The 19,316-nt window shown below is 75.4% G+C and carries 11 protein-coding genes; 6 read left to right on the forward strand and 5 right to left on the reverse strand.

Annotation, left to right across the window (positions count from 1 at the left end):
- Positions 1-51 precede the first annotated feature (51 nt).
- Positions 52-7,551: a type I polyketide synthase gene (locus AC230_RS34345; protein WP_277816919.1), complete on the forward strand. Its 7,500-nt coding sequence runs from the start codon at positions 52-54 to the stop codon at positions 7,549-7,551.
- A gap of 134 nt (positions 7,552-7,685) precedes the next feature.
- On the opposite strand, the gene AC230_RS19540 is transcribed toward AC230_RS34345, so the two are convergent.
- From AC230_RS19540 to AC230_RS19550, 3 genes are all read right to left on the reverse strand, one after another.
- Positions 7,686-8,903, reverse strand: coding sequence for a cytochrome P450 (locus AC230_RS19540; RefSeq protein WP_049717601.1), 1,218 nt, complete (start codon positions 8,901-8,903; stop codon positions 7,686-7,688).
- Positions 8,904-9,255: 352 nt separating this feature from the next.
- Positions 9,256-10,749 carry an FAD-dependent monooxygenase gene (locus AC230_RS19545; protein ID WP_049717602.1) on the reverse strand — a complete coding sequence of 498 codons (1,494 nt, stop codon included), beginning with the start codon at positions 10,747-10,749 and terminating at the stop codon, positions 9,256-9,258.
- A complete protein-coding gene (locus tag AC230_RS19550; RefSeq protein ID WP_049717603.1) occupies positions 10,742-11,329 on the reverse strand; it encodes a PadR family transcriptional regulator in 588 nt (195 codons plus the stop codon). Before AC230_RS19550 ends, AC230_RS19545 begins: the two co-directional genes overlap by 8 nt.
- Before the next feature lie 308 nt (positions 11,330-11,637).
- Here AC230_RS19550 and AC230_RS19555 point away from each other — a divergent pair, with 308 nt between their 5' ends.
- Positions 11,638-13,572 (forward strand): transglycosylase domain-containing protein, encoded by a 1,935-nt coding sequence (locus tag AC230_RS19555; protein WP_049717795.1) that lies wholly within the window; start codon positions 11,638-11,640, stop codon positions 13,570-13,572.
- A 42-nt stretch (positions 13,573-13,614) separates the two neighbouring features.
- Here AC230_RS19555 and AC230_RS19560 read toward each other — a convergent pair whose 3' ends face one another.
- Together AC230_RS19560 and AC230_RS19565 are read right to left on the reverse strand one after the other, a co-directional pair.
- Entirely contained in the window at positions 13,615-14,889 is a 1,275-nt protein-coding gene (locus AC230_RS19560; protein ID WP_049717604.1) for a polysaccharide deacetylase family protein, read from the reverse strand.
- Between the two features lie 105 nt (positions 14,890-14,994).
- Positions 14,995-16,122 carry an amidase domain-containing protein gene (locus AC230_RS19565; protein WP_241833292.1) on the reverse strand — a complete coding sequence of 376 codons (1,128 nt, stop codon included), beginning with the start codon at positions 16,120-16,122 and terminating at the stop codon, positions 14,995-14,997.
- A 167-nt stretch (positions 16,123-16,289) separates the two neighbouring features.
- Between AC230_RS19565 and AC230_RS19570 the strand changes: the two genes are divergently transcribed.
- The 4 genes from AC230_RS19570 to AC230_RS19585 all read left to right on the forward strand — a co-directional run bounded on the left by AC230_RS19570 (position 16,290) and on the right by AC230_RS19585 (position 19,144).
- Positions 16,290-16,478, forward strand: coding sequence for a hypothetical protein (locus AC230_RS19570; protein WP_157868610.1), 189 nt, complete (start codon positions 16,290-16,292; stop codon positions 16,476-16,478).
- 153 nt (positions 16,479-16,631) lie between these two features.
- Positions 16,632-16,979 (forward strand): hypothetical protein, encoded by a 348-nt coding sequence (locus AC230_RS19575; RefSeq protein WP_049717606.1) that lies wholly within the window; start codon positions 16,632-16,634, stop codon positions 16,977-16,979.
- An 87-nt stretch (positions 16,980-17,066) separates the two neighbouring features.
- On the forward strand, positions 17,067-18,425 hold the full coding sequence (locus AC230_RS19580) for an NAD(P)/FAD-dependent oxidoreductase (protein ID WP_049717797.1): 1,359 nt from the start codon (positions 17,067-17,069) through the stop codon (positions 18,423-18,425).
- A 59-nt stretch (positions 18,426-18,484) separates the two neighbouring features.
- Positions 18,485-19,144, forward strand: coding sequence for a zinc ribbon domain-containing protein (locus tag AC230_RS19585; RefSeq protein ID WP_049717607.1), 660 nt, complete (start codon positions 18,485-18,487; stop codon positions 19,142-19,144).
- Positions 19,145-19,316: the final 172 nt, after the last annotated feature.

The raw sequence follows: 19,316 nt of genomic DNA on the forward strand, positions 1-19,316 counted from the left end.
CGGGAGGGCATGCCACCAGGGAAGTCGCGCCGTCGTGAGGAGTCAGCCGTGGTGACCTCCCGTGAAGCCGTTGCCGTTGTCGGGGTCGCGTGCCGGCTCCCGGGCGGTCTGTGCACGCCCGAGGCGTTGTGGGCCGCCCTGCGCGAGGAGCGTCCGCTGGTGGGGCCGGTGCCGGCCGACCGGTTCGACGCGGCGCGCTGGACCGATCCGGAGCCGGGTCGTCCGGGCAAGGCGTACGCGATGGCGGGCGGGTTCCTGCCGGACGTACGGGGCTTCGACGCCGGGTTCTTCAACGTGTCGCCGCGGGAGGCGCGGCGCATGGACCCGCAACAGCGGCTGGTGCTGGAGATGGCCGTGGAGGCGCTCGACGCGGCGGGGGTGGCGCCGGCGTCGCTGGCGGGGTCGGACACGGCGGTGTACGTGGGGGCGTCGAGCCAGGCGTTCGCGTTCCTGCAGGGGCTCGAACCGCGGTCGGCCAACGCGTACACGATGACGGGCGGGGCGGCCTGCAACATCGCCAACCGGGTGTCGCACTTCCTGGACCTGCGCGGGCCCAGTCTGGCGGTGGACACGGCCTGTTCGTCGTCGCTGGTGGCGCTGCACCACGCGTGCGAGGCGCTGCGGTCGGGGCGCAGCGGTCTGGCGCTGGCGGCGGGGGTCAACGTGCTGCTGAGCCCGTTCGAGTTCGTGGGGTTCGCGAAGGCGTCGATGCTGTCGCCGGCGGGGCGCTGCCGGCCGTTCTCGGCGGAGGCGGACGGCTATGTGCGGTCCGAGGGGGGCGCGGTGGTGGTGCTGAAGCCGCTGGAGGCGGCGGTGCGGGACGGGGATCCGGTGCGGGGGGTGATCCTGGGCAGCGGGGTGAACGCCGACGGGCGGACGCCGGGGCTGGCGCAGCCGAGCGCGGCGGCGCAGGAGGCGCTGTTGCGGGGGGTGTACGAGGCGGCGGGGGTGGCGCCGGACGAGCTGGTGTATCTGGAGATGCACGGTACGGGGACACCGGTGGGCGATCCGGTGGAGTGCCGTGCGGTGGGGCGGGCGCTGGGGATGCGGCGGGGTGCGGGGCGGCCGTTGCCGGTGGGGTCGGTGAAGGGGCATCTGGGGCATCTGGAGCCGGCGTCGGGGATGGCGGGGCTGGTGAAGACGCTGCTGGTGCTGCGGCACGGGCGGGTGCCGGCCAACGCAGGTGCGCTGCCGCTGAGTCCGGACATCGACTTCGAGGGGCTGCGGCTGGCGCCGGCGGTGCGGGAGGCGGAGCTGGATCCGCTGCCCGGGGGGCGGGTGGTGGCGGGGGTCAACTCCTTCGGTTTCGGCGGCGCGAACGCGCACGTCGTCCTCGCCGCCCCGGCCCCCTCCACCGCGCCGCCGGCCGCGCCGCCGGCCGGGCGGGCGCTGCCGGTGGTCGTCTCGGCGCGTACGCCGGAGGCGGTGGCGCAGGCGGCGCGGCGCATGGCGGACCGGCTGGAGGGGTGCGGGCCGGAGGAGTTCTACGACGTGGCGTACACCGCGTGCCGGCGGCGGGGCCGGTACGAGGAGCGGGCGGCGGTGCTGGCCGCGGATCCGGCGACGGCGGCGGCACGGCTGCGGGAGGTGGCGGCGGGGGACGACGCGGGGGCGCGGGTGGCGGGGGCGGCGCGGGGCGCGGTCGCGTTCGTCTTCTCGGGGAACGGGTCGCAGTGGGCGGGGATGGCGGCGGATCTGCTGGCGGGCGACCCGGTGTTCCGGCGGGCGGTGGAGGAGGCGGACGGGGCGCTGCGGCCGTGGCTGGGCTGGTCGGTGGCCGAGGAGCTGGCGGCGCAGGAGGGGCGGCGGCGGGCCGATACGACGGACGTGGCGCAGCCGTTGCTGTTCGCGGTGCAGGTGGGGCTGGTGGCGGTGCTGCGCGAACGGGGTGTGGTGCCGGCGGCGGTGGCGGGGCACAGTTCGGGCGAGATGGCGGCGGCGTGGGCGGCGGGTGCGCTGGATCTGGCGTCGGCGGCGCGGGTGGTGGTGGCGCGGTCGCGGGCGCAGGCGTCCACGGCGGGGAACTGGGGGATGGCGGCGCTGGGCGCGGACGTGGTCCGGGCCCGGGCGCTGCTGGCGCCGTACGGCGGGCGGGTGGAGGTCGCGGGGGTGAACAGCGGCCGGGACGTGACGGTCAGCGGTGACCGGGGCGCGCTGGAGGAGCTGTACGAACGGTGCCGGCGGGAGGGGGTGCACGTGCGGCCGCTGGACCTGGCGTACGCGTTCCACAGCCGGGCGATGGACGGGCTGGAGGAGGGGCTGGTGGCGGCGCTGGAGGGCCTCAAGCCGGGCCGGGCGGCGGTGCCGTACGCGTCGGCGACGACGGGCACGGTCCTGGGCGGGACGGAGCTGGACGCCGGTTACTGGTGGCACAACCTGCGGCGGCCGGTGCTGTTCGCGCAGGCCGTGGAGCAGTTGCGGGAGCAGGGCTGCGACGTGTTCGTGGAGGTGGGGCCGCATCCGGTGCTGTGCGGCTACGTGCGGCGGTCGGCCGGCGGGGCGGAGGTGGTGACGGTGCCGGCGCTGACGCGGGACGTGCCGGGGCCGGAGGCGGTGGACCGCGCGGTGGCGCGGCTGGTGGCGGCCGGGGCGCGGCACGACCACGCGGTGTTCTTCCCGCGCCCGGGGCGGGTGGTGGACCTGCCGGCGTATCCGTGGCAGCGGGAGGAGCACTGGAACGGCGGCCCGGAGTCCTGGGCGGGCGGCTGCGGCGACGGCACGGTGGACCATCCGCTGCTGGGCGAGCGGGCGGCGCTGGCGGATCCGGTGTGGCACGGGCCGTTCGACTGCGCGCGGGTGCCGTGGCTGGCGGGGCACCGGGTGGGGGACGCGGTGGTGATGCCGGCCTCGGCGTACCTGGAGATGATGCTGGCGGCGGGGCGGCGGGTGCTGGACGCCCCGGTGGAGATCACCCGGGTGGTGGTGCCGACGGCGCTGGTGCTGCCGTTCGACGACGGCCGGCGGCTGGATCTGCAGACGGCGCTGGCGGCCGACGACGGGGTCGTGCGGATCGCGTCGCGGGGCGAGGAGGACGCCTCGTGGCGGGAGCACGCGCGCGGGCGGGTGCGCCGGCTGCACACGCCGGTGCCGGTGCCGGCGGACCTGGACGCGCTGGCCGCCCGGGCGCCGCGGACGCGGACGCCGGAGGAGCACTACGCCGCGGCGCTGCGCAAGGGGATCGGCTACGGCCCGGCGTTCCGGGTGCTGCGGGCGCTGCGGGTGGGCGACGGCGAGGTGGTGGCCGCGTACGCGGGCGGGGACGGCACCGCGGACTTCGAGGCGCATCCGGCGCTGCTGGACGGGGCGTTGCAGGCGGGGTCGGCGCTGCTGGAGGAGGTGACCGCGGACGGGATGCCGTTCCTTCCGGTCGCGGTGGACCGGGTGCGGGCGTGGCGGCGGATGCCGGCCACGGGGTACGTCCATGTGCGGTCGCGGGAGCTGTCGGCGCGGGAGGCGTTGTGGGACGTGACGGTGCTCGCGCCCAACGGGCTGACGTGTCTGGCGCTGGAGGGCTGCCGGCTGCGCCGGTTCGACCCGGGCGGCCGGGTGCTCCCCCGGCGGCTGACGGCGGTCGGGCGGGCCGCGCCGCGGCCGGGCCCGGCGGGCTCGCCGTGTCCGCTGCCGCCGCCGGGTGAGGTGGTGCGGGCGTGCGCGGAGGAGGTGCGGGGCCTGCGGGCGACCGCCGCCCGGGCGGGCGCGGAGCGGCTGCGCGGGCTGACGGCCCATCTGGGGGCCGCGGTGGTGGCGTCGTTGGCGGGCGGCGGCGCGGCGGGTGTCGTCGAGGTGGAGGGGCTGGTGGCGTCGGGGGTCCTGCGGGAGCATCTGCCGCTGGTGGAGGCGCTGTTGGGGGCGGCGTGCGCCGAGGGGCTGGCCGAGCCGGTGGACGGCGGGTGGCGGATGGTGCGTGCGGCCGCTCCGGCGGAGCGGTTGCGGGCGGCGGCCGGGGAGGCGCCCGGGCTCGCGGTGGAGCTGGGGCTGCTCGCCTCCTGTGGCGCCCGGCTGGCGGAGGTGCTGCAAGGGCACCGGGACGCGGGCGAGTTGCTGCGGTCGGAGGGGCACCGGCATCTGTTGGAGGAGCTGTCGACCGACGGCTGTCCGCGCGGCTTCGTCCACCGTGCGGCGCGCGCCGTGCTGCGGCGTCTGGTGCGGGACTGGCCGGCGGACCGGCCGCTGCGGGTCCTGGAGGTCGGCGCGGGCAGCGGCGGCGCCACCGCGTTCCTGCTGCCGGAACTGCCGCCGGAGCGGACCCGGTACGTGTGCGCCGACACCACCGACGCCTCGTTCCCGCGGCTGCGCAAGCGCTTCGCGGAGCACGACGTGCTCGACCTGCGCGTCCTGGACCTGGACCGCGACCCGCGCGAACAGGGCTGGCACGAGGGCGGTTTCGACCTGGTCGTCGCCCCGCACGCCCTGCACACCGCCCGGGACGTCCGCCGTGCGCTCGGCCATCTGGCCGTCCTGCTGGACGACGGCGGGCAGTTGCTGATGACCGAGCCCCACGACCCCGTTCCGCTCTGTCTGTTGACGGGTCTGCGGCCGGGCTTCTGGGACCGGCGGGACGAGGACGTGCGGCCGGACGGGCCGCTGCTGTCCGCGGGCGCGTGGCGGCAGGTGCTCTCGGGGGCGGGCTGGCGGGATCCCGTGGTGCTCGGCGACGAGGAGGATCCGGCGCGCGCCACCGCGTCCGTCCTGCTGGCCCGGCGTCCGGACCTCGGCCGTCCGGTGCCGCCGCCCGCGCCCGGGGCGGCCGGCGGCTCCTGGGTGGTGGCCGCCGAGCCGGAGCGGGAGGGTCTCGCGGCCGCCGTCGCCGAACGGCTCTCCGCCGCCGGCGCCACCGTCCGCCGCGCGGCGCCCGGCACGGAACCGGAGCACTGGTCGCCCCTCCCCGACGGCGTCCTGCTCCTCCTCGGCGGCGACGGCGACGGCAGCGACGCCAGTGGCGACGGCGGGGTCCTGGAGCGGGAGGTCCGCCGCACCGCCGTCCTGCGGTCGCTCGCCGTCGCGGCCGACCGGGAGCCGGACGCGCGCGTCGCGCTGTGGCTGGTGACGCCGCCCACCGGGGCGCTGCCCCGCCCCGAGCGGCCCTCCGCCCCCGGGACGGCGGCGGTGTGGGGCGTGGCGCGCTGCCTGGCCACCGAGCACCCGCAGCTCACCGTCCGCAGGGTCTCCCTGGAGTCCGCCGGGCGGGCGGACGAGGACGCGGACCGGCTGGCCGCCGAACTGGCCGCGGCGGACGGCGAGGAGGACGAAATCCTGCTGACCGCCGCCGGGCGGTTCGTCACCCGGCTGCGCGAGGGCGCGGACGCCGGCGGCGGCCCGGACGCGCCGTCCTTCGCCCTGCGGGTGCGCGAGCCGGGGAGCGCCCACCGCCTGGAGTGGGTCCCGGCCGAGGTGCCCCGGCCCGGGCCCGGCGAGGTCGTCGTGGAGGTGCGCTGTGCCGCGCTCAACTACCGGGACGTGCTCCAGGCCCAGGGCACGATGCCGCTCGACGTGCCGGGCGGGGAGCACCGTCCGGGCATGGAGTGCGCCGGTGTCGTCACGGCCGTCGGGGCGGGCGTGGCCGAACCGGCCGTGGGCGACCGGGTGTTCGCCTTCGGGGCCGGCACGCTGGCCTCGCACGTGGCGGTGCCGGCGGCGACGGCGGGCCGGATCCCGGACGGCATGGGCTTCGCGGAGGCGGCGACGCTGCCCGTGGTGCTGCTGACGGTGCATCACGCGCTGCACCGGGTGGCCCGTCTGTCGGCGGGCGAGACGGTGCTGGTGCACGGCGGTGCCGGTGGTGTGGGGCTGGCCGCCCTCCAGTACGCGCGGCGGGCCGGGGCCCGGGTGGTGGCGAGCGCCGGGACGCCGGCCAAGCGTGAACTGCTGCGCCTGCTGGGCGTGGAGCACGTCGTGGACTCGCGCTCGATGGCCTTCGCCGAGCGCGTGCGGTCGCTGACGGCGGGGCGCGGCGTGGACGTCGTCCTCAACTCGCTGGCGGGCGAGGCGATCGGCCGGGGGCTGGAGTGCCTGGCGCCCGGCGGCCGCTTCGTCGAGCTGGGCAAGCGCGACCTGTACGCCGACAGCCGGCTGCCGTTGGGCCCGTTCCTCGGCAACCTCTCCTTCGCGGCCGTCGATCTGGCCCACCTGGCGCGGGAGCGGCCCGCGGTGGTGGCCGAGGAGTTCGCGGAGGTGGTGCGGTGGGTGCGCGAGGGCGCGTACCGCGCGGTGCCGCATCACGTGTACGGGGCCGGCCGGGTGGCCGAGGCGTTCGAGGCGCTGCGGCACTCCCGGCACATCGGGAAGGTCGTGGTCGCGCTGGACGCCGCCCCGCCGCTGTGCGGCGAGTCCGGGCCGGTCGTGCTGGACCCGGGGGCGTGCTACCTGGTGACCGGCGGGCTGGGCGGGTTCGGCGCGGAGACGGCCCGCCGGCTGGCCGCGCGCGGGGCGCGGCACCTGTGTCTGGTGGGCCGCCGGGGGATGGAGAGCCCGGAGGCGGCGGAGCTCGTCGAGGGGCTGCGGCGCGCGGGCGCGGAGGTGACGGTGCGCGCGGCGGACGTCGCGGACGAGTCCGCGATGGCGGCGCTGCTGGACGAAGTGGACGCTCCCGGCCGCCCGTTGCGGGGTGTGGTGCACGCGGCGATGGTCCTCGACGACGGTCCGCTGACGGGGATCACGGAGGGGTCGGCGCGCCGCGTGCTGTCCCCCAAGGCGGAGGGCGCCCGGGTCCTGGACCGGCTGACGCGCGGCCGGCGGCTGGACTTCTTCGTCCTGTACGGGTCGGCGTCGGCGCTGATCGGCAATCCGGGGCAGGCGACGTACGCGGGCGCCAACCTCGCCCTGGAGGCGGTGGCGCGGGCGCGGCGGGCGGCCGGGCTGCCGGCGCTGACGGTCGCCTGGGGGGCGCTGGGCGGGGCGGGGCACGTGGCGCGGCACGGTCTGGACGGGGTGATGGAGAAGGTGGGGCTGCCGCCGGTGCCGGCGGGCCGGGCGCTGGACTTCCTGGACGGTCTGCTGGGCGGGGAGGACGCGGTGGCGGTGGTGGCGGGCTTCGGCTGGGAGCGGCTGCGGCACGCGGTGGCGTCCGTGGCGGCGCCGCGTTTCGCGCCGGCGCGGCCGGAGTCGGACGGTGCGGCGGACCGGCAGGCGCGGGATCTCGCGCAGGCCCTGGCCCAGGCCGGTCCGGAGGAGGCGCTGGCCCGGGTGACGGAGGCGGTGGTGGCGTTGCTGGAGCGGGTGCTGCAGGCGGAGCCGGGCCGGGTCCGCGCGGAGGACCGCCTGGACCGGCTGGGGCTGGACTCCCTGATGGGCGCGGAGCTGATGACGGCCCTCCACCAGCGGCTGGGCTGTGACGTGCCCGCCGTGGAGATCCTGGGGAGCGCCACGGTGGGCGACCTGGCCCGGCGGTGTCTGCGCCGGCTGTCGGTGCCGTCGGGCGGGGCGGCGGGGCGGGAGGCGCCCGCGGGCGGCGGTGCCGCCGGGGAGGGCCCGGGCGGCCGTCCGTCGGACGTGCTGCGCCGTCCGGAGGAAGCGGTCGGGGCCGTAGGTCTCCCGGGCGCGGGACAGGTGTAGGTGGTGGTCGCCGTGACAGGCCGTGAGGCCGGCCTGAGCGTCTCCTCCAAGCGCCTCCGCGGGACCATCCCGGCCCGGCACCGGAACGGACGGGCCGGGGACAGGGGAACGCCGGGCAGTGGAGCGCCTGCCGTTCAGGACCCCGCGGTCAGCACCACCGGCAGCCGTTCCAGTCCCCGGCTGATCATGGTCGGTTTGTGGCGGACGGGCTCCCCGGTGGCGACGGCCCCGCAGTGGGCGAGGGCGGTCAGCATGATCTCGGCCTGCACGCGGACGAGCCGGGCGCCCAGGCAGAAGTGCTCGCCCCAGCCGAGGGAGAGGTGCCGGCGGGGGCGGGTGATGTCGAGGCGGTCGGGCCGGTCGTGGGCGGCGGGGTCGCGGTTGGCGGCGCCGACGAGGAGCCCGACGACGGTGCCGGCGGGCGCCGGGACGCCGGCGACGGCGGTGTCGCGCAGGGCGACGCGGGTCAGGAGCTGGATGGGCGGGTCGTAGCGCAGGAGTTCCTCGACGGCGGCGGGGGCGTCCCGGGGGTGGCGGCGGAGGTGGTCGAGCTGGCCGGGGTGGTTGAGCAGGGCGTGGAAGCCGTTGCCCACGAGGTTGACGGTGGGTTCGAAGCCGGCGATGACGACCTGGGCGACGGCGGTCATGACCTGTTCGAGGGTGAGCACGCTTCCGTCGGGGCCGGGGGCGACGAGGGCGCTGACGAAGTCGCCGGCCGGGGCGGCCCGGCGCCGCTCGGCCAGGGAGCGCAGGTGGCGGGCGAAGTCGAGGCGGGAGCTGGTGACCTTGGCGTCGGTCCCGGGGTCGCGCAGGGCCTGCGGGTCGAAGCCGGTGACCATCCACGACAGGGCGTCCACCCACTCCTCGCGCTCGCCGGGCGGGACGCCGACCAGGGCGCAGATGACGTCCAGGGCGAGGGGTTCGGCGAGGTCGGCGATGACGTCCACGTCGGACGCGCGGTCGACGCCGGCGAGGAGTTCGGCGGCGCGGTGCTCGATGGCCGGGCGGAGGCGTTCGACGGCGCGGGCGGCGAAGGGCCCGGCGACGCGGGTGCGCAGCCGCCGGTGCTCGGGCGGGTCGACCATGAGGAAGGACCGGGTCTCGGTGTCGAGGGTGCCGAATCCGAGGTGGTCGTCCCCCAGGGCGTCGAGGCAGGCCTGGTGGCCGGTGACGACGAGGACGCCGTCGGGCAGGCGGACGACGGGGCCGTCGCCCCGGGCGCGCAGGCGTTCGTAGAAGGGGTAGGGGTCGGCGTGGAAGGCCGGGTCGCGTACGTCGAGGGGGAGCCGGTCCCAGAAGTCGTGGGCGACGCCCACGGTGGTGCCGGTCTGCTGCCGCTGATCTGTCGTCACGCCGCCTCCTGTGGGTCCCGCGAGGGTCTGCCGGGCGAGCTGATCCGATAGGGATTTTACGGACTTTTCGCTTTTCCGGCGTTCCCCGGGAAGAGCGACCGGGGAACGGTTCGCCCTCACCGGGTCGCGCAGTGCCCGCCGGTGGCGGCCGGCTGCTCCGGCAGGTCTCAACGGCACTGGCACGGGCGGAAGTTGAAGGCCGCGCGGGCGGACCGGGACATCGGCGGGATCGCCGTGTGCCGGCGCCGGCCGAAGATCTCCGGCCGGCGGAGCGCCGGGCAGCGGCCCGGGCCCGCCGCCCGACGCCTACGGCGTGGGCCTCGTCACGGCGGTCCGCCGCCCGCCGGCGCCTTCACCCCGCGGCGCCCGCGTCGGGACGCGCGCCGCCGGCCGTCTCCCGCCCCGGCGGGCCGAACCAGCGGGCGAGGGCCTCGCGCAGGGGTCCGGCCGGGCACGCCGGTCCGGCGGCCGTCCAGGCCGCGTGCCCGTCCGGGCGGACGAGGACGGCCGCGGCACCGGCCAGGGCCCCGGGCCGGGCGCGCGCCGGCACGACCCGGTCCGCCCAGGGGGCGGCCGCCGCGGCGGACGGTTGGGGATCCCCGTCCAGCAGCAGCACCCCGCCGCCCGTGCGGGCCAGCAGGGGCAGCAGGCCCTCGCCCTCCAGCGGGACGTCCGGCACCATGCGGCCGTCCCAGGGGTGGCCGGAGCTGCCGGGGGCCGGGTAGCGGGTGCCCACGGCGGTGACGGTCTCGGCGAGGAGCCCGGCCGTCTCCTCCTCCGTGGCCAGCGCGGCGAGGAGTTCGCGCACGGGGGCCAGGTCCTCGTCCTCGCGGGCCAGGACGGCCTGGGCCCGGGTGGCGCGCAGGAGCGCTTCGCCCGCCGCGTGCCGTTCGGTGTGGTAGGTCTCCAACAGCCCGGCGGGCGCGTGGCCCCGGGAGACGAGGGCGAGCTTCCAGCCGAGGTTCATCGCGTCGTCGATCGCCGCGTTGACGCCGACGGCCCCGGCGGGCGGGTGGATGTGCGCGGCGTCGCCCGCCAGCAGGACGCGCCCGTGCACCAGCCGCTCCGCGAGCCGGGCGGCGTCGCCGAACCGGGTCAGCCATCGGGCCTCGGCGATCTGGACGTGGCGGCCCAGCGCCCGGTCGAGGGCCCGCTGGAAGCCGGCCGGGGTGACCGGCTCGCGGTGGTCCTGCGGCGGCTCCGGGTCGGTGGTGATCAGCCGGACGCAGCCGGGGCGCGGTACGGCGAACACCGCGCCCGTGACCCCGAAGGGCAGGGAGTCCGGGTCGGCGAGGACCACGTCGCCGAGGAGGGTGAAGCGGCGCGCGGGCGTGCCGGGGAAGGGGATGCCGGCGAGCCGGCGCACGGTGCTGCGGCCGCCGTCACAGCCGACGAGCCGGCGGGCGCGCAGCGTCAACGGCCCGTCGGGGGCGTCCACTTCGGCGTCGACGCCGTCGTCGTCCTGGCGCAGTGCGGTGAGCCGATGCCCGCGCAGGACGCGTACGCCGAGTTCGGCGGCCCGTTCGGCGAGGAGCTCCTCGACGCGGGTCTGGGGTATCCCCAGCACGTAGGGGTGGCCGGTGCGCATGGCGGTCAGGTCGAGGCGGGCCGTGCCGGTGAAGGCGGTGGTGGGGACGGTCGGGCCCTCGGCGAGGAAGCGGGCGGCGAGCCCGCGCCGGTCCAGGAGGTCCAGGCTGCGGGCGTTGAGGTTGAAGCCGCGGCAGTGGCCGGGCGGGGCGGGGTCGCGCTCGATCACCAGGGCGGGGACGCCGGCCAGGCCCAGTTCGCAGGCGAGCGTCAGCCCGGCGGGTCCGGCCCCCACGATCAGGACGTCGGTCTCAGACACCGGGGACCGCCTCCGGCCATTCCAGGGCGCCGGTCTCGATCTCCTCGGCGGTCCTGAGCACCCAGCGCAGCTCGGCCCGGGCCATCTCCCGCGCGTACTCGGCCTCGATGACGAACAGCCGGGGCGCGCCGTGCTCCTCGCGGGCCGTGCGGTGGGCCCGTTCGGCCGCGGCGATGCGCGTCTCCAGGGCCGCGGCCCGTTCGCGCAGTGCCGCGGCGGCGCGGTCCGGGCCGAGGGCGGCGAGGTAGCTGACGGCGGAGAGGAACCTGGGGTATTCCTGGGCCGGTTCGCGGATCAGCTCGTCGAGCCAGGCGGTGAACTGCCGTGTTCCGTGGGCGGTGTGGCGGTAGACGGTGCGGGCCGGGCGGGCGCCGACCCGTTCGGTGCCGTCGGCCTCGATCCAGCCGTCGCGGGCCAGGGCCCGGACGGTGTCGTAGAGGGATCCCGTCGTCACTTTGAAGGCGCGGTCCATGCCGCGTTCGCGCAGGGCGGTGGCCATGGCGTGCGGGTGCAGGGGGCGTTCGAGGAGCAGGCCGAGGACGGCGAGGGCGAGGGGGTTGGCGGGTCGTCGGTCGGGCATGTGGCTCCGTTCGGTCGCGTCGGGCGTCGAGGCGGTGCACTCGGACCCTACTACTCGGATCCGAGTAAACGCTACGCGGCGGCCTCCGGGATGTCCGGCCAAATGACCCTGAACCGTAATGTTCGAGGACTGGAATCCAAACATCCGCTCTTGGGTTCATCCCATAGGGTCGATCCGTGAGCGATCGTCGCAAGAGAGTGGATGCCCTGACCCTCCTCCCGCCGCTGCTGCGGCGGCGTCCCTTCTCCGCCCGCAGCGGGGGCGGGCGGCAGCGCCGCGAGGCGGGGCACCGCCGCCGGAGGCCGCGGCTGCGGCCGGCCTATCCGCGGCCGGGGCGGAAGGGGTTCAGGCGCTGGATCCCGTCATGGCGCCAGGTCCTGGGGCTGTTCACGTCCGTCGTGGCCGTGGTGGCCGGGCTGCTGACGATCATGTACATACGCACCGACATACCCGCCGACCTCAACGCCTTCGCCACGCAGCAGGACAACGTCTACTACTGGGCGGACGGCACGGAGATGGCCCGCACCGGCGAGGTCAACCGGCAGGACGCCCCGCTGCAGACCGTGCCCAAGAAGGTCCGCTGGGCGGCGCTGGCCGCGGAGAACGAGACGTTCTACTCCGACAGCGGGGTCTCCCCCAGCGGCATGCTCCGCGCCGTCACCAAGATGATCGGCGGCGGGGACACCCAGGGCGGCTCGACCATCACCCAGCAGTACGTGAAGAACGCCTACCTGAACCAGGAGCAGACCTTCACGCGCAAGCTCACCGAGATGTTCATCGCCATCAAGCTCGACAACAAGCTGAGCAAGGACGAGATCCTCGAGCAGTACCTCAACACGAGCTGGTACGGGCGCGGCACCTACGGCATCCAGCGGGCCGCGCACGCCTACTACGGCAAGGACGTCTCCCAGCTGAACGCGAGCGAGGGCGCGTTCCTGGCCTCCCTGCTCAAGGGGGCCGCCCTCTACGACCCGGCCCTCTCGCCCGAGAACCACAAGCGCGCGGTGGAGCGCTGGGAGTGGGTGCTCGACCGCATGGTGGCCATCGGCCGGCTCTCCAAGGAGGAGCGGGCCCGGTACACGCGCTTCCCCGAGCCCATCGCCCCGCCCAAGGCCACCGGTCTCACCGGGCAGACCGGCTACCTCGTCGAGACGGCCCGCGCCTACGTGCTCGCCCATTCGCACGTGTCGGAGCAGGAGTTCGCGCTCGGCGGCTACCAGATCCTCACGACCTTCGACAGGCGGCGGATGGCGGCGCTGACCCGGGCCGTCAAGCAGGCGCGGGACGGCCTGGCCCCCGACCGGCGCGCGGCCGACCGCAACGTCCGCATCGGGGCCGCCTCGGTGACCACCGACGGGCGCATCGTCGCCCTCTCCGGCGGGCCCGACTACCTCAAGCAGGGCTTCAACGACGCCAATTCCTCCGTCGTCCCGGCGGGCAGCGCCTTCACGCCCTTCGTCTACGCGGCGGCCCTGCGCGACGGCGTGCTGCGCGAGCGCGGCAAGCCCCGTACGCGCGTCACCCCGGCCACGCTCTACGACGGCGACGACAAGATCTCGCTCCGGACCCCGGAGGGCCCCTACTGGGACCGGTCGGGGAAGATCGTGAAGGCGGAGAACGACGGCGGGAAGTCCTGGGGGAAGATCTCGCTCAAGGACGCGGTCGCGCACTCGGTCAACACCCCGATGATGCAGCTGGGCATGGACGTGGGGCTGGACGAGGTCGGCACGGTGGGCGTCCAGACGGGGCTGCTGGAGAGCAGCCTCGGCGAGAAGCTCCCGTCGTTCTCGCTCGGCACCGCCACGCCCAGCGCCATCCGCATGGCCGACGCGTACGCCACGTTCGCCGCCCGGGGCCGGCACGCCGAGCCGTACTCGGTCACCGGGCTGCGGCGCAACGGCGAGGAGGTGCCGGTGGAGAGGCCGGAGGGCCGGCAGGTCCTGCCGCGGGAGGTGGCGGGTGCCGTGGACGACGCGCTGCGCGAGGCCGTCCGCAAGGGCACGGCGAGGCGGGCGGGCGCCGCGGGCCCCGGCACGGCCGGCAAGACGGGCACCGCGCAGGACAACAAGTCCGCCTGGTACGTCGGTTACCGCGGCACGCTGTCGACCGCCGTCTCGGTGGCCCGCATCGACCCGAAGACGCAGGAGCTGCTGCCGCTGGACGGCATCGGCGGAACGCCCGGGGGAACCCTGGGCAGTTCGCTGCCGCTCGACCTGTGGACGCGGTACATGACCGCCAAGTAGGGCCGGGCGCCGGGCCGTTCGCCGCCCGGCGCCCCGACGAACCTATGTGACCAGGGACTTCCAGTCGGGCGACTGCGCCGGGTCGAGCCGGCGCAGCTTCGCCAGGACCTCGGGGTCCTGCTCGTCGAGCCAGTCGGCGACCTGCTTGAAGGAGACGCAGCGCACTTCCGCGCGCTTGCAGACGGACTTCATGACGTCCTCGACGGCCTTCATGTAGATGCCGCCGTTCCAGTCCTCGAAGTGGTTGCCGATGAACAGCGGCGCGCGGCTGCCGTGGTAGACGCGCTCGAAGCCGTTGAGGTAGCCGTCGCGGGTCAGCTTGCGCCACTCCGCGTACTTCTTGGGGTCGCCCTTGGTGTTGTCCCCGGACTGGTTGTAGAGGAAGTTGAAGTCCATGGAGAGGACCTGCTTCTCGCTCTTCGGGTAGGGCAGCAGCTGGAGGGGGAAGTTCCATATGCCGTCGGTCCGGGAGGGCCATATCTGGAAGTCGCCGGGCGAGCTGGCGTCGTAGCGCCAGTCGTAGCCCTTGGCGGCCTTCAGCAGGTTCTTCTGGCCCTCCAGGCAGGGGGCGCGGCCGCCCACGAGCTCCTTCCGGTAGTCGAAGGGCAGCGGGGGCAGGTCCTTGTAGCCGGTGTTGGTCTTCCAGTGCTCGACGAAGGAGTATGCCTGGTCGATCTCGCTCTTCCACTCGGCCGGGCTCCAGTCGCCACCGCCCTTGGCGCCGCAGAAGTGCCCGTTGAAATGGGTGCCGATCTCGTTGCCGTCGAGCCAGGCGGCGCGGAGCTGGTTCAGGGTGTCCCTGATGTGCTCGTCGGTGGCGTAGGAGATGGCCGATTCGCCGGGCTTGTGCTGCGGCGGGCGGTACATCTTCGCCTTGGACCTGGGCAGCAGGTACGTGCCGGTCAGGAAGAACGTCATCTGGGCGTTGTTCGCCTTGGCCGCCTCGCGGAAGTGCGAGAAGAGGTGGTCGTCGCCCTCCAGCGCGCCGTCCCAGGAGAAGACGACGAACTGCGGCGGCCGTTCGCCGGGCTTGAGCTTCGCGGGTCTGGGCTGCTTGGGCTGCGGGCCGGTGAAGGACGTCGATCCGTCCCCCAGCACGCGGACCTTGCCGTCCCACTTCTCCTCGGGCTTCTTCTTGTTCTTGTCCTTCTTCGGGGCGTCCGCCGAGGGACGCGGGGCGGACGGCGCGGCCGTACCGCCGGCCTTGTCCGCCCCGTCGGCCTTCTCCCCCGGGCCGGCGTCGCAGGCCGAGAGCCCGAGGGTGAGGGCGGCCGCAGTGACCAGGGCCGACGCGCTGCGCGCGGTTCTCTTCGTCATTCTTCTTGCCCCCTGGCACCAAAACACATGTTCTGCCCTCAGTATCACAGGCGAACCACCGGGCCCGTCCGGCCCCCGGGCAACGGGGCCGGACGGGCCGGGCCGTCAGGTGCGGTAGGCGAAGTAGACCGCGTCCGGGTAGGACGCGAGGATGCTCGCCATCGACTTCCGGTAGGTGTTGGTGGAGTGGTAGGTGAGGTACGGCATGCCGTAGCTGCTGCGGTACGTCGTCATCATGGAGTGGTCCTTGGACCCGTCGCCGTCGAAGTCCATCTGCAGGACGTCGCCGACCTCCATCTGGAAGACGTTGGACAGCGGGGTGACGCGCTTGGAGTTGAGCGCGTACCACGACCACTCGTTGACGCCGATCCAGCTGTCGGACTGGCCCTTGGCGTCGTACCACCACTTCCGGTAGTCGCCAGCCTTGCCGGTCTCGGGCTTCCAGCCGCCGGCCTTGAGGGCCTGGCTGAGGAAGTTGGTGCAGTCGCCGCCGGCCTCGTTGAACTTGCGGTAGGCGGGGTTGTAGTTCCGCCAGTACTTCTCCGAGTACGCCGCCATGGCCGCGTAGTTGTAGGAGGTCCGCTTCTTCGGCACGGCGCGGACGGGCCAGGAGGTGGCGGCCCGGGGGGCGTCCGGCGTCGTCGAGGCGGCCGCGGCGGCGGCCGGCCCCGGGGCCGGGGCGTTGACGGGCCGGGGGCCGTCGTCGGTGGCCTTGATGCCGGTCAGCTCCCAGCGGCCGCCCTGCGCGGCGCTGAAGCCCAGCTCGTGGTGGGCCTTGAAGCCGGTCGAGGCCGGCTCGTCGCCGCGGATCTTCTTGTACGTGAACGTGGTGGTCTCGGTGACCCGGACCGTGGCACGCTTCCCGGAGACCCGGACGCCGTCCACGGAGACCTTGGTGTCACCGGCGGTGTACACCTCGCCGAGCGCGGCCAGCCGCTGCTTGCGGGTCCGCAGCGAGGAGACGTCGGTGCGCTCGGTGCGGGCCATGCGGGCCGAAAGGCCCGCCCTGCGGTCGGCCTTCGCGGCTATTCGGTGCTGCGGACGGCCGTCCACGAGGGCGTCGGTGCGCTCGGTCAGCACGGCGGTGGCGACGCGGCCGAAGGCGTCGGCCGTGGCCTTGTCGACACCGGCGGAGGGCGTCGCGGCGTTCGCGGCGGAGGCGGGCAGCAGGACGGCGGAGACGGCGCCGGCCAGCACGACGCCCACGGCGGTTCTGAGTGTCGTTGAATTCACGAAGTTTCCCCTTGTCACCCGGCCTCTTCACGGCCGGGTGGGGAATCTTCGCACGATCTTCCGGATCATCGGGCCGCAGGACAAGGGGCGTGATGAAAACGGAACGCAAAGGTCCATACCGACGTCCTTTCTGACGGATACCGACTGGACACGGAAAGAAGGTGAACATGGCTCCGCAGACGGACCCCCGGCCGGAACCGCAGCCGGTCCTCCGCCCCGACTACCGCCGCCGCGCCCGCGCTTACGCGGCCTTCGGCGCCGCCGTCCTCGGCGTCGCGGCCGACCTCGCGCTCCCCCTGCTGCGCGCGCCGCGCAACGCGACGGCGGCCACGCCCGACCCCGGCCCGGACGACTGACCCCCGCGGCGGGCCGGCCGCCGCGCACCCCCGGGCGGGTGATCTGTCCGTCCCCTATGGGGTCTTTCACCCGGATCGGTCCGGCGGACGCGCGACCATGCGTCGAGGGTTTTCGTCCCGCCAGTCCCTGGCACGTTCCCGCTGGAGGTAGGAGTGTCCACCATCGCTCAGGTGATCCCCGCTGTCGAGCCCGACCCGGTCGAGGAGCAGCTGGCCGACGACTACGTCGAACTCCTCAGCGCGTTCTCGCGCGTCGACGCCGCCCTGCGCGCGGGGGCGTGGGAGACGCTCCGCGACGAGCTCGACCAAGTCGTCGCGGCGGCCGAGGACATGTGGAACACCCTGGCCGGCGGCGACGGGGAGGAGGGCGACGCGGAGGCCGCGGCACCGCCCGCCGCCGACGCCGACCGCGTCGGCGCGCTCGTCGCCCGGCACCTCGGGCAGTTCCCCGTGCCGGCCCGGCCGCCCGTCGTCCCGCCCGTGACGCCCGACGAGCCCTAGCCCGGTCCGCCCGTGCCGGGCGGATCCCACGCGGTCCGTCCGGCACGGGGAGCACTGAACTCGCGCCGGCTGAGCATGCTCCAGAGCATGACTTCCCAACGGACTCCCCGCATCCTCGTCGTCGGCGGCGGTTTCGCCGGAGTCGCCTGCGCCCGCCGCCTGGAGCGCCGGCTGCGTCCGGGCGAGGCCCGGATCACCCTCACGGCGCCCTTCGACTACCAGCTCTACCTGCCGCTGCTGCCCCAGGTGGCCTCCGGGGTCCTCACCCCGCAGTCCGTCGCGGTCTCGCTGCGCCGCAGTCTGAGGCGCACCCGCGTCGTGCCGGGCGGCGCCATCGGCGTGGACACGAAGGCGCGGGTCTGCGTCATCCGCAAGATCAACGGCGCGGTCCTCGACGAGCCGTACGACGTCCTCGTGCTCGCGCCCGGCAGCGTCACGCGCACCTTCGACATCCCCGGCCTGACGGACCACGCCCTCGGCATGAAGACCCTGGCCGAGGCCGCCTACCTGCGCGACCACGTCATCGCCCAGCTGGACCTGGCCGACGCCTCGACGGACGCGGCCGAACGGGCCGCGCGGCTGCGCTTCGTCGTGGTGGGCGGCGGCTACGCGGGCACCGAGACGGCCGCCTGTCTGCAGCGGCTGACGACCGCGGCGGCGCGGCGGTACCCGCGGCTGGACGCCGGGCGGATCCGCTGGCACGTCGTCGACGTCGCGTCCCGCCTGATGCCCGAACTCGGCGACCGGCTGGGCACCGAGGCGCTGCGCACGCTGCGGCGCCGCGGTGTCGAGGTGTCGCTGGGGACGTCGGTCGAGCGGGTGGAGCGCGACCGGGTGCGGCTGACGGACGGGCGGGAGCTGCCCTGCCGGACCCTGGTCTGGACGGCGGGGGTGGCGGCCAGCCCGCTGGTGGGCACGCTCGGCACGGACACGGTCAAGGGCCGTCTCGTGGTGACCGACCGCATGACCGTGCCCGGTCTCGACGGGGTCTTCGCCCTGGGGGACGCCGCGGCGGTGCCCGACGTCACCAAGGGCGACGGCGCGGTCTGCCCGCCCACGGCCCAACACGCCCTGCGCCAGGGGAAGGTGGCGGCGGACAACGTGGTGGCGCGCCTGCACGGGCACCCGCTGCGGCCGTACGCGCACAAGGACCTGGGGCTCGTGGTGGATCTCGGCGGCACGGACGCGGTCTCGCGGCCGCTGGGCGTGCAGTTGACGGGCCTGCCGGCGCAGGCGGTGGCGCGCGGCTACCACCTGATGGCGCTGCGGACCGGTGTCGCCAAGGTGCGGACGGCGACGAACTGGCTGCTGAACGCCGTGGCGGGCGACGACTACGTGCGCACGGGCTTCCAGAGCCGGCGGCGGGCGACGCTGCGGGACTTCGAGTTCACCGACGCGTACCTGACGCCCGAACAGATCCGTGCCCGGCGGGCCTCGGTGACCTGACCACGCAGGTTCCCGGGCTGTGCCACACTGCGACTGGCGGTCGCGTACGGGGGGCGTACATGGGCAACGAGACGTATTTCGGCGGCGATTACCGGGATCTGTGCGAGCACTACGGGACGGCGGCGGGCTTCCAGTTCGAGTTCTCCTGCCGGCGCTGTCACGACACCTGGCGGTCGGCGTTCGAGCCGTACCGCAGCGGGCGGCTGGCCGGCTGGCTCGGCAGGGGCGTCGGGGCGGTCCCCGGGCCGTTCGGCACGGCGGTGGCCCGGCTCTCGACGGCCGTGGAGGGGCTGGCCGGCTCGGGCTGGGGCACGGCGCGCGACGCGTCGTTCCGGCGGGCCGTCGCGGAGGCCGAGGGGCGCTTCAACCGCTGTGCGCGCTGTGCCTGTCATGTGTGCGGCCGGTGCTGGCACGCGGACCAGGGGCTCTGCTTCACCTGTGCCCCGGACACCGCGGGTGAGCAACTGGCGGCCCGGCAGCGCGGTTTCAACGACTCGGTGGCGCGGCGCGCGTACGACGAGGGGCAGCGCCGCGCGGCGGGCCATGACGCGGGCGGGGAGCGGCAGTTGGTGTGTCCGTCGTGCCGGGCGGAGGCGCACGGCGGGCGGTTCTGTCCGGCGTGCGGGACGGAGCTGGCGCGGCGGACGGAGTGCGCGGGCTGCCGGGCGGTGCTGCCGGAGGGGGCGGTGTTCTGTCCGGGGTGCGGGCGGCGCCGGTAGCGGAAGCAGGCATTCCGGTTATCTGCCGGGAGTTGCTCCGGCGCTGGTCAGGGCGCGGTGGGGCGCTGATGATCTGTTACCCTCTCGCTCTCACAGTCACATAAGCAACACATAAGGGGTTGGCGGGGGAATGACGCAGGAGAGCTCTGGCAGATCCGGGGGATCGGCCCTG

Source organism: Streptomyces caatingaensis (assembly GCF_001187435.1).
In the GTDB taxonomy this organism is placed as follows: Bacteria; Actinomycetota; Actinomycetes; order Streptomycetales; family Streptomycetaceae; genus Streptomyces; species Streptomyces caatingaensis.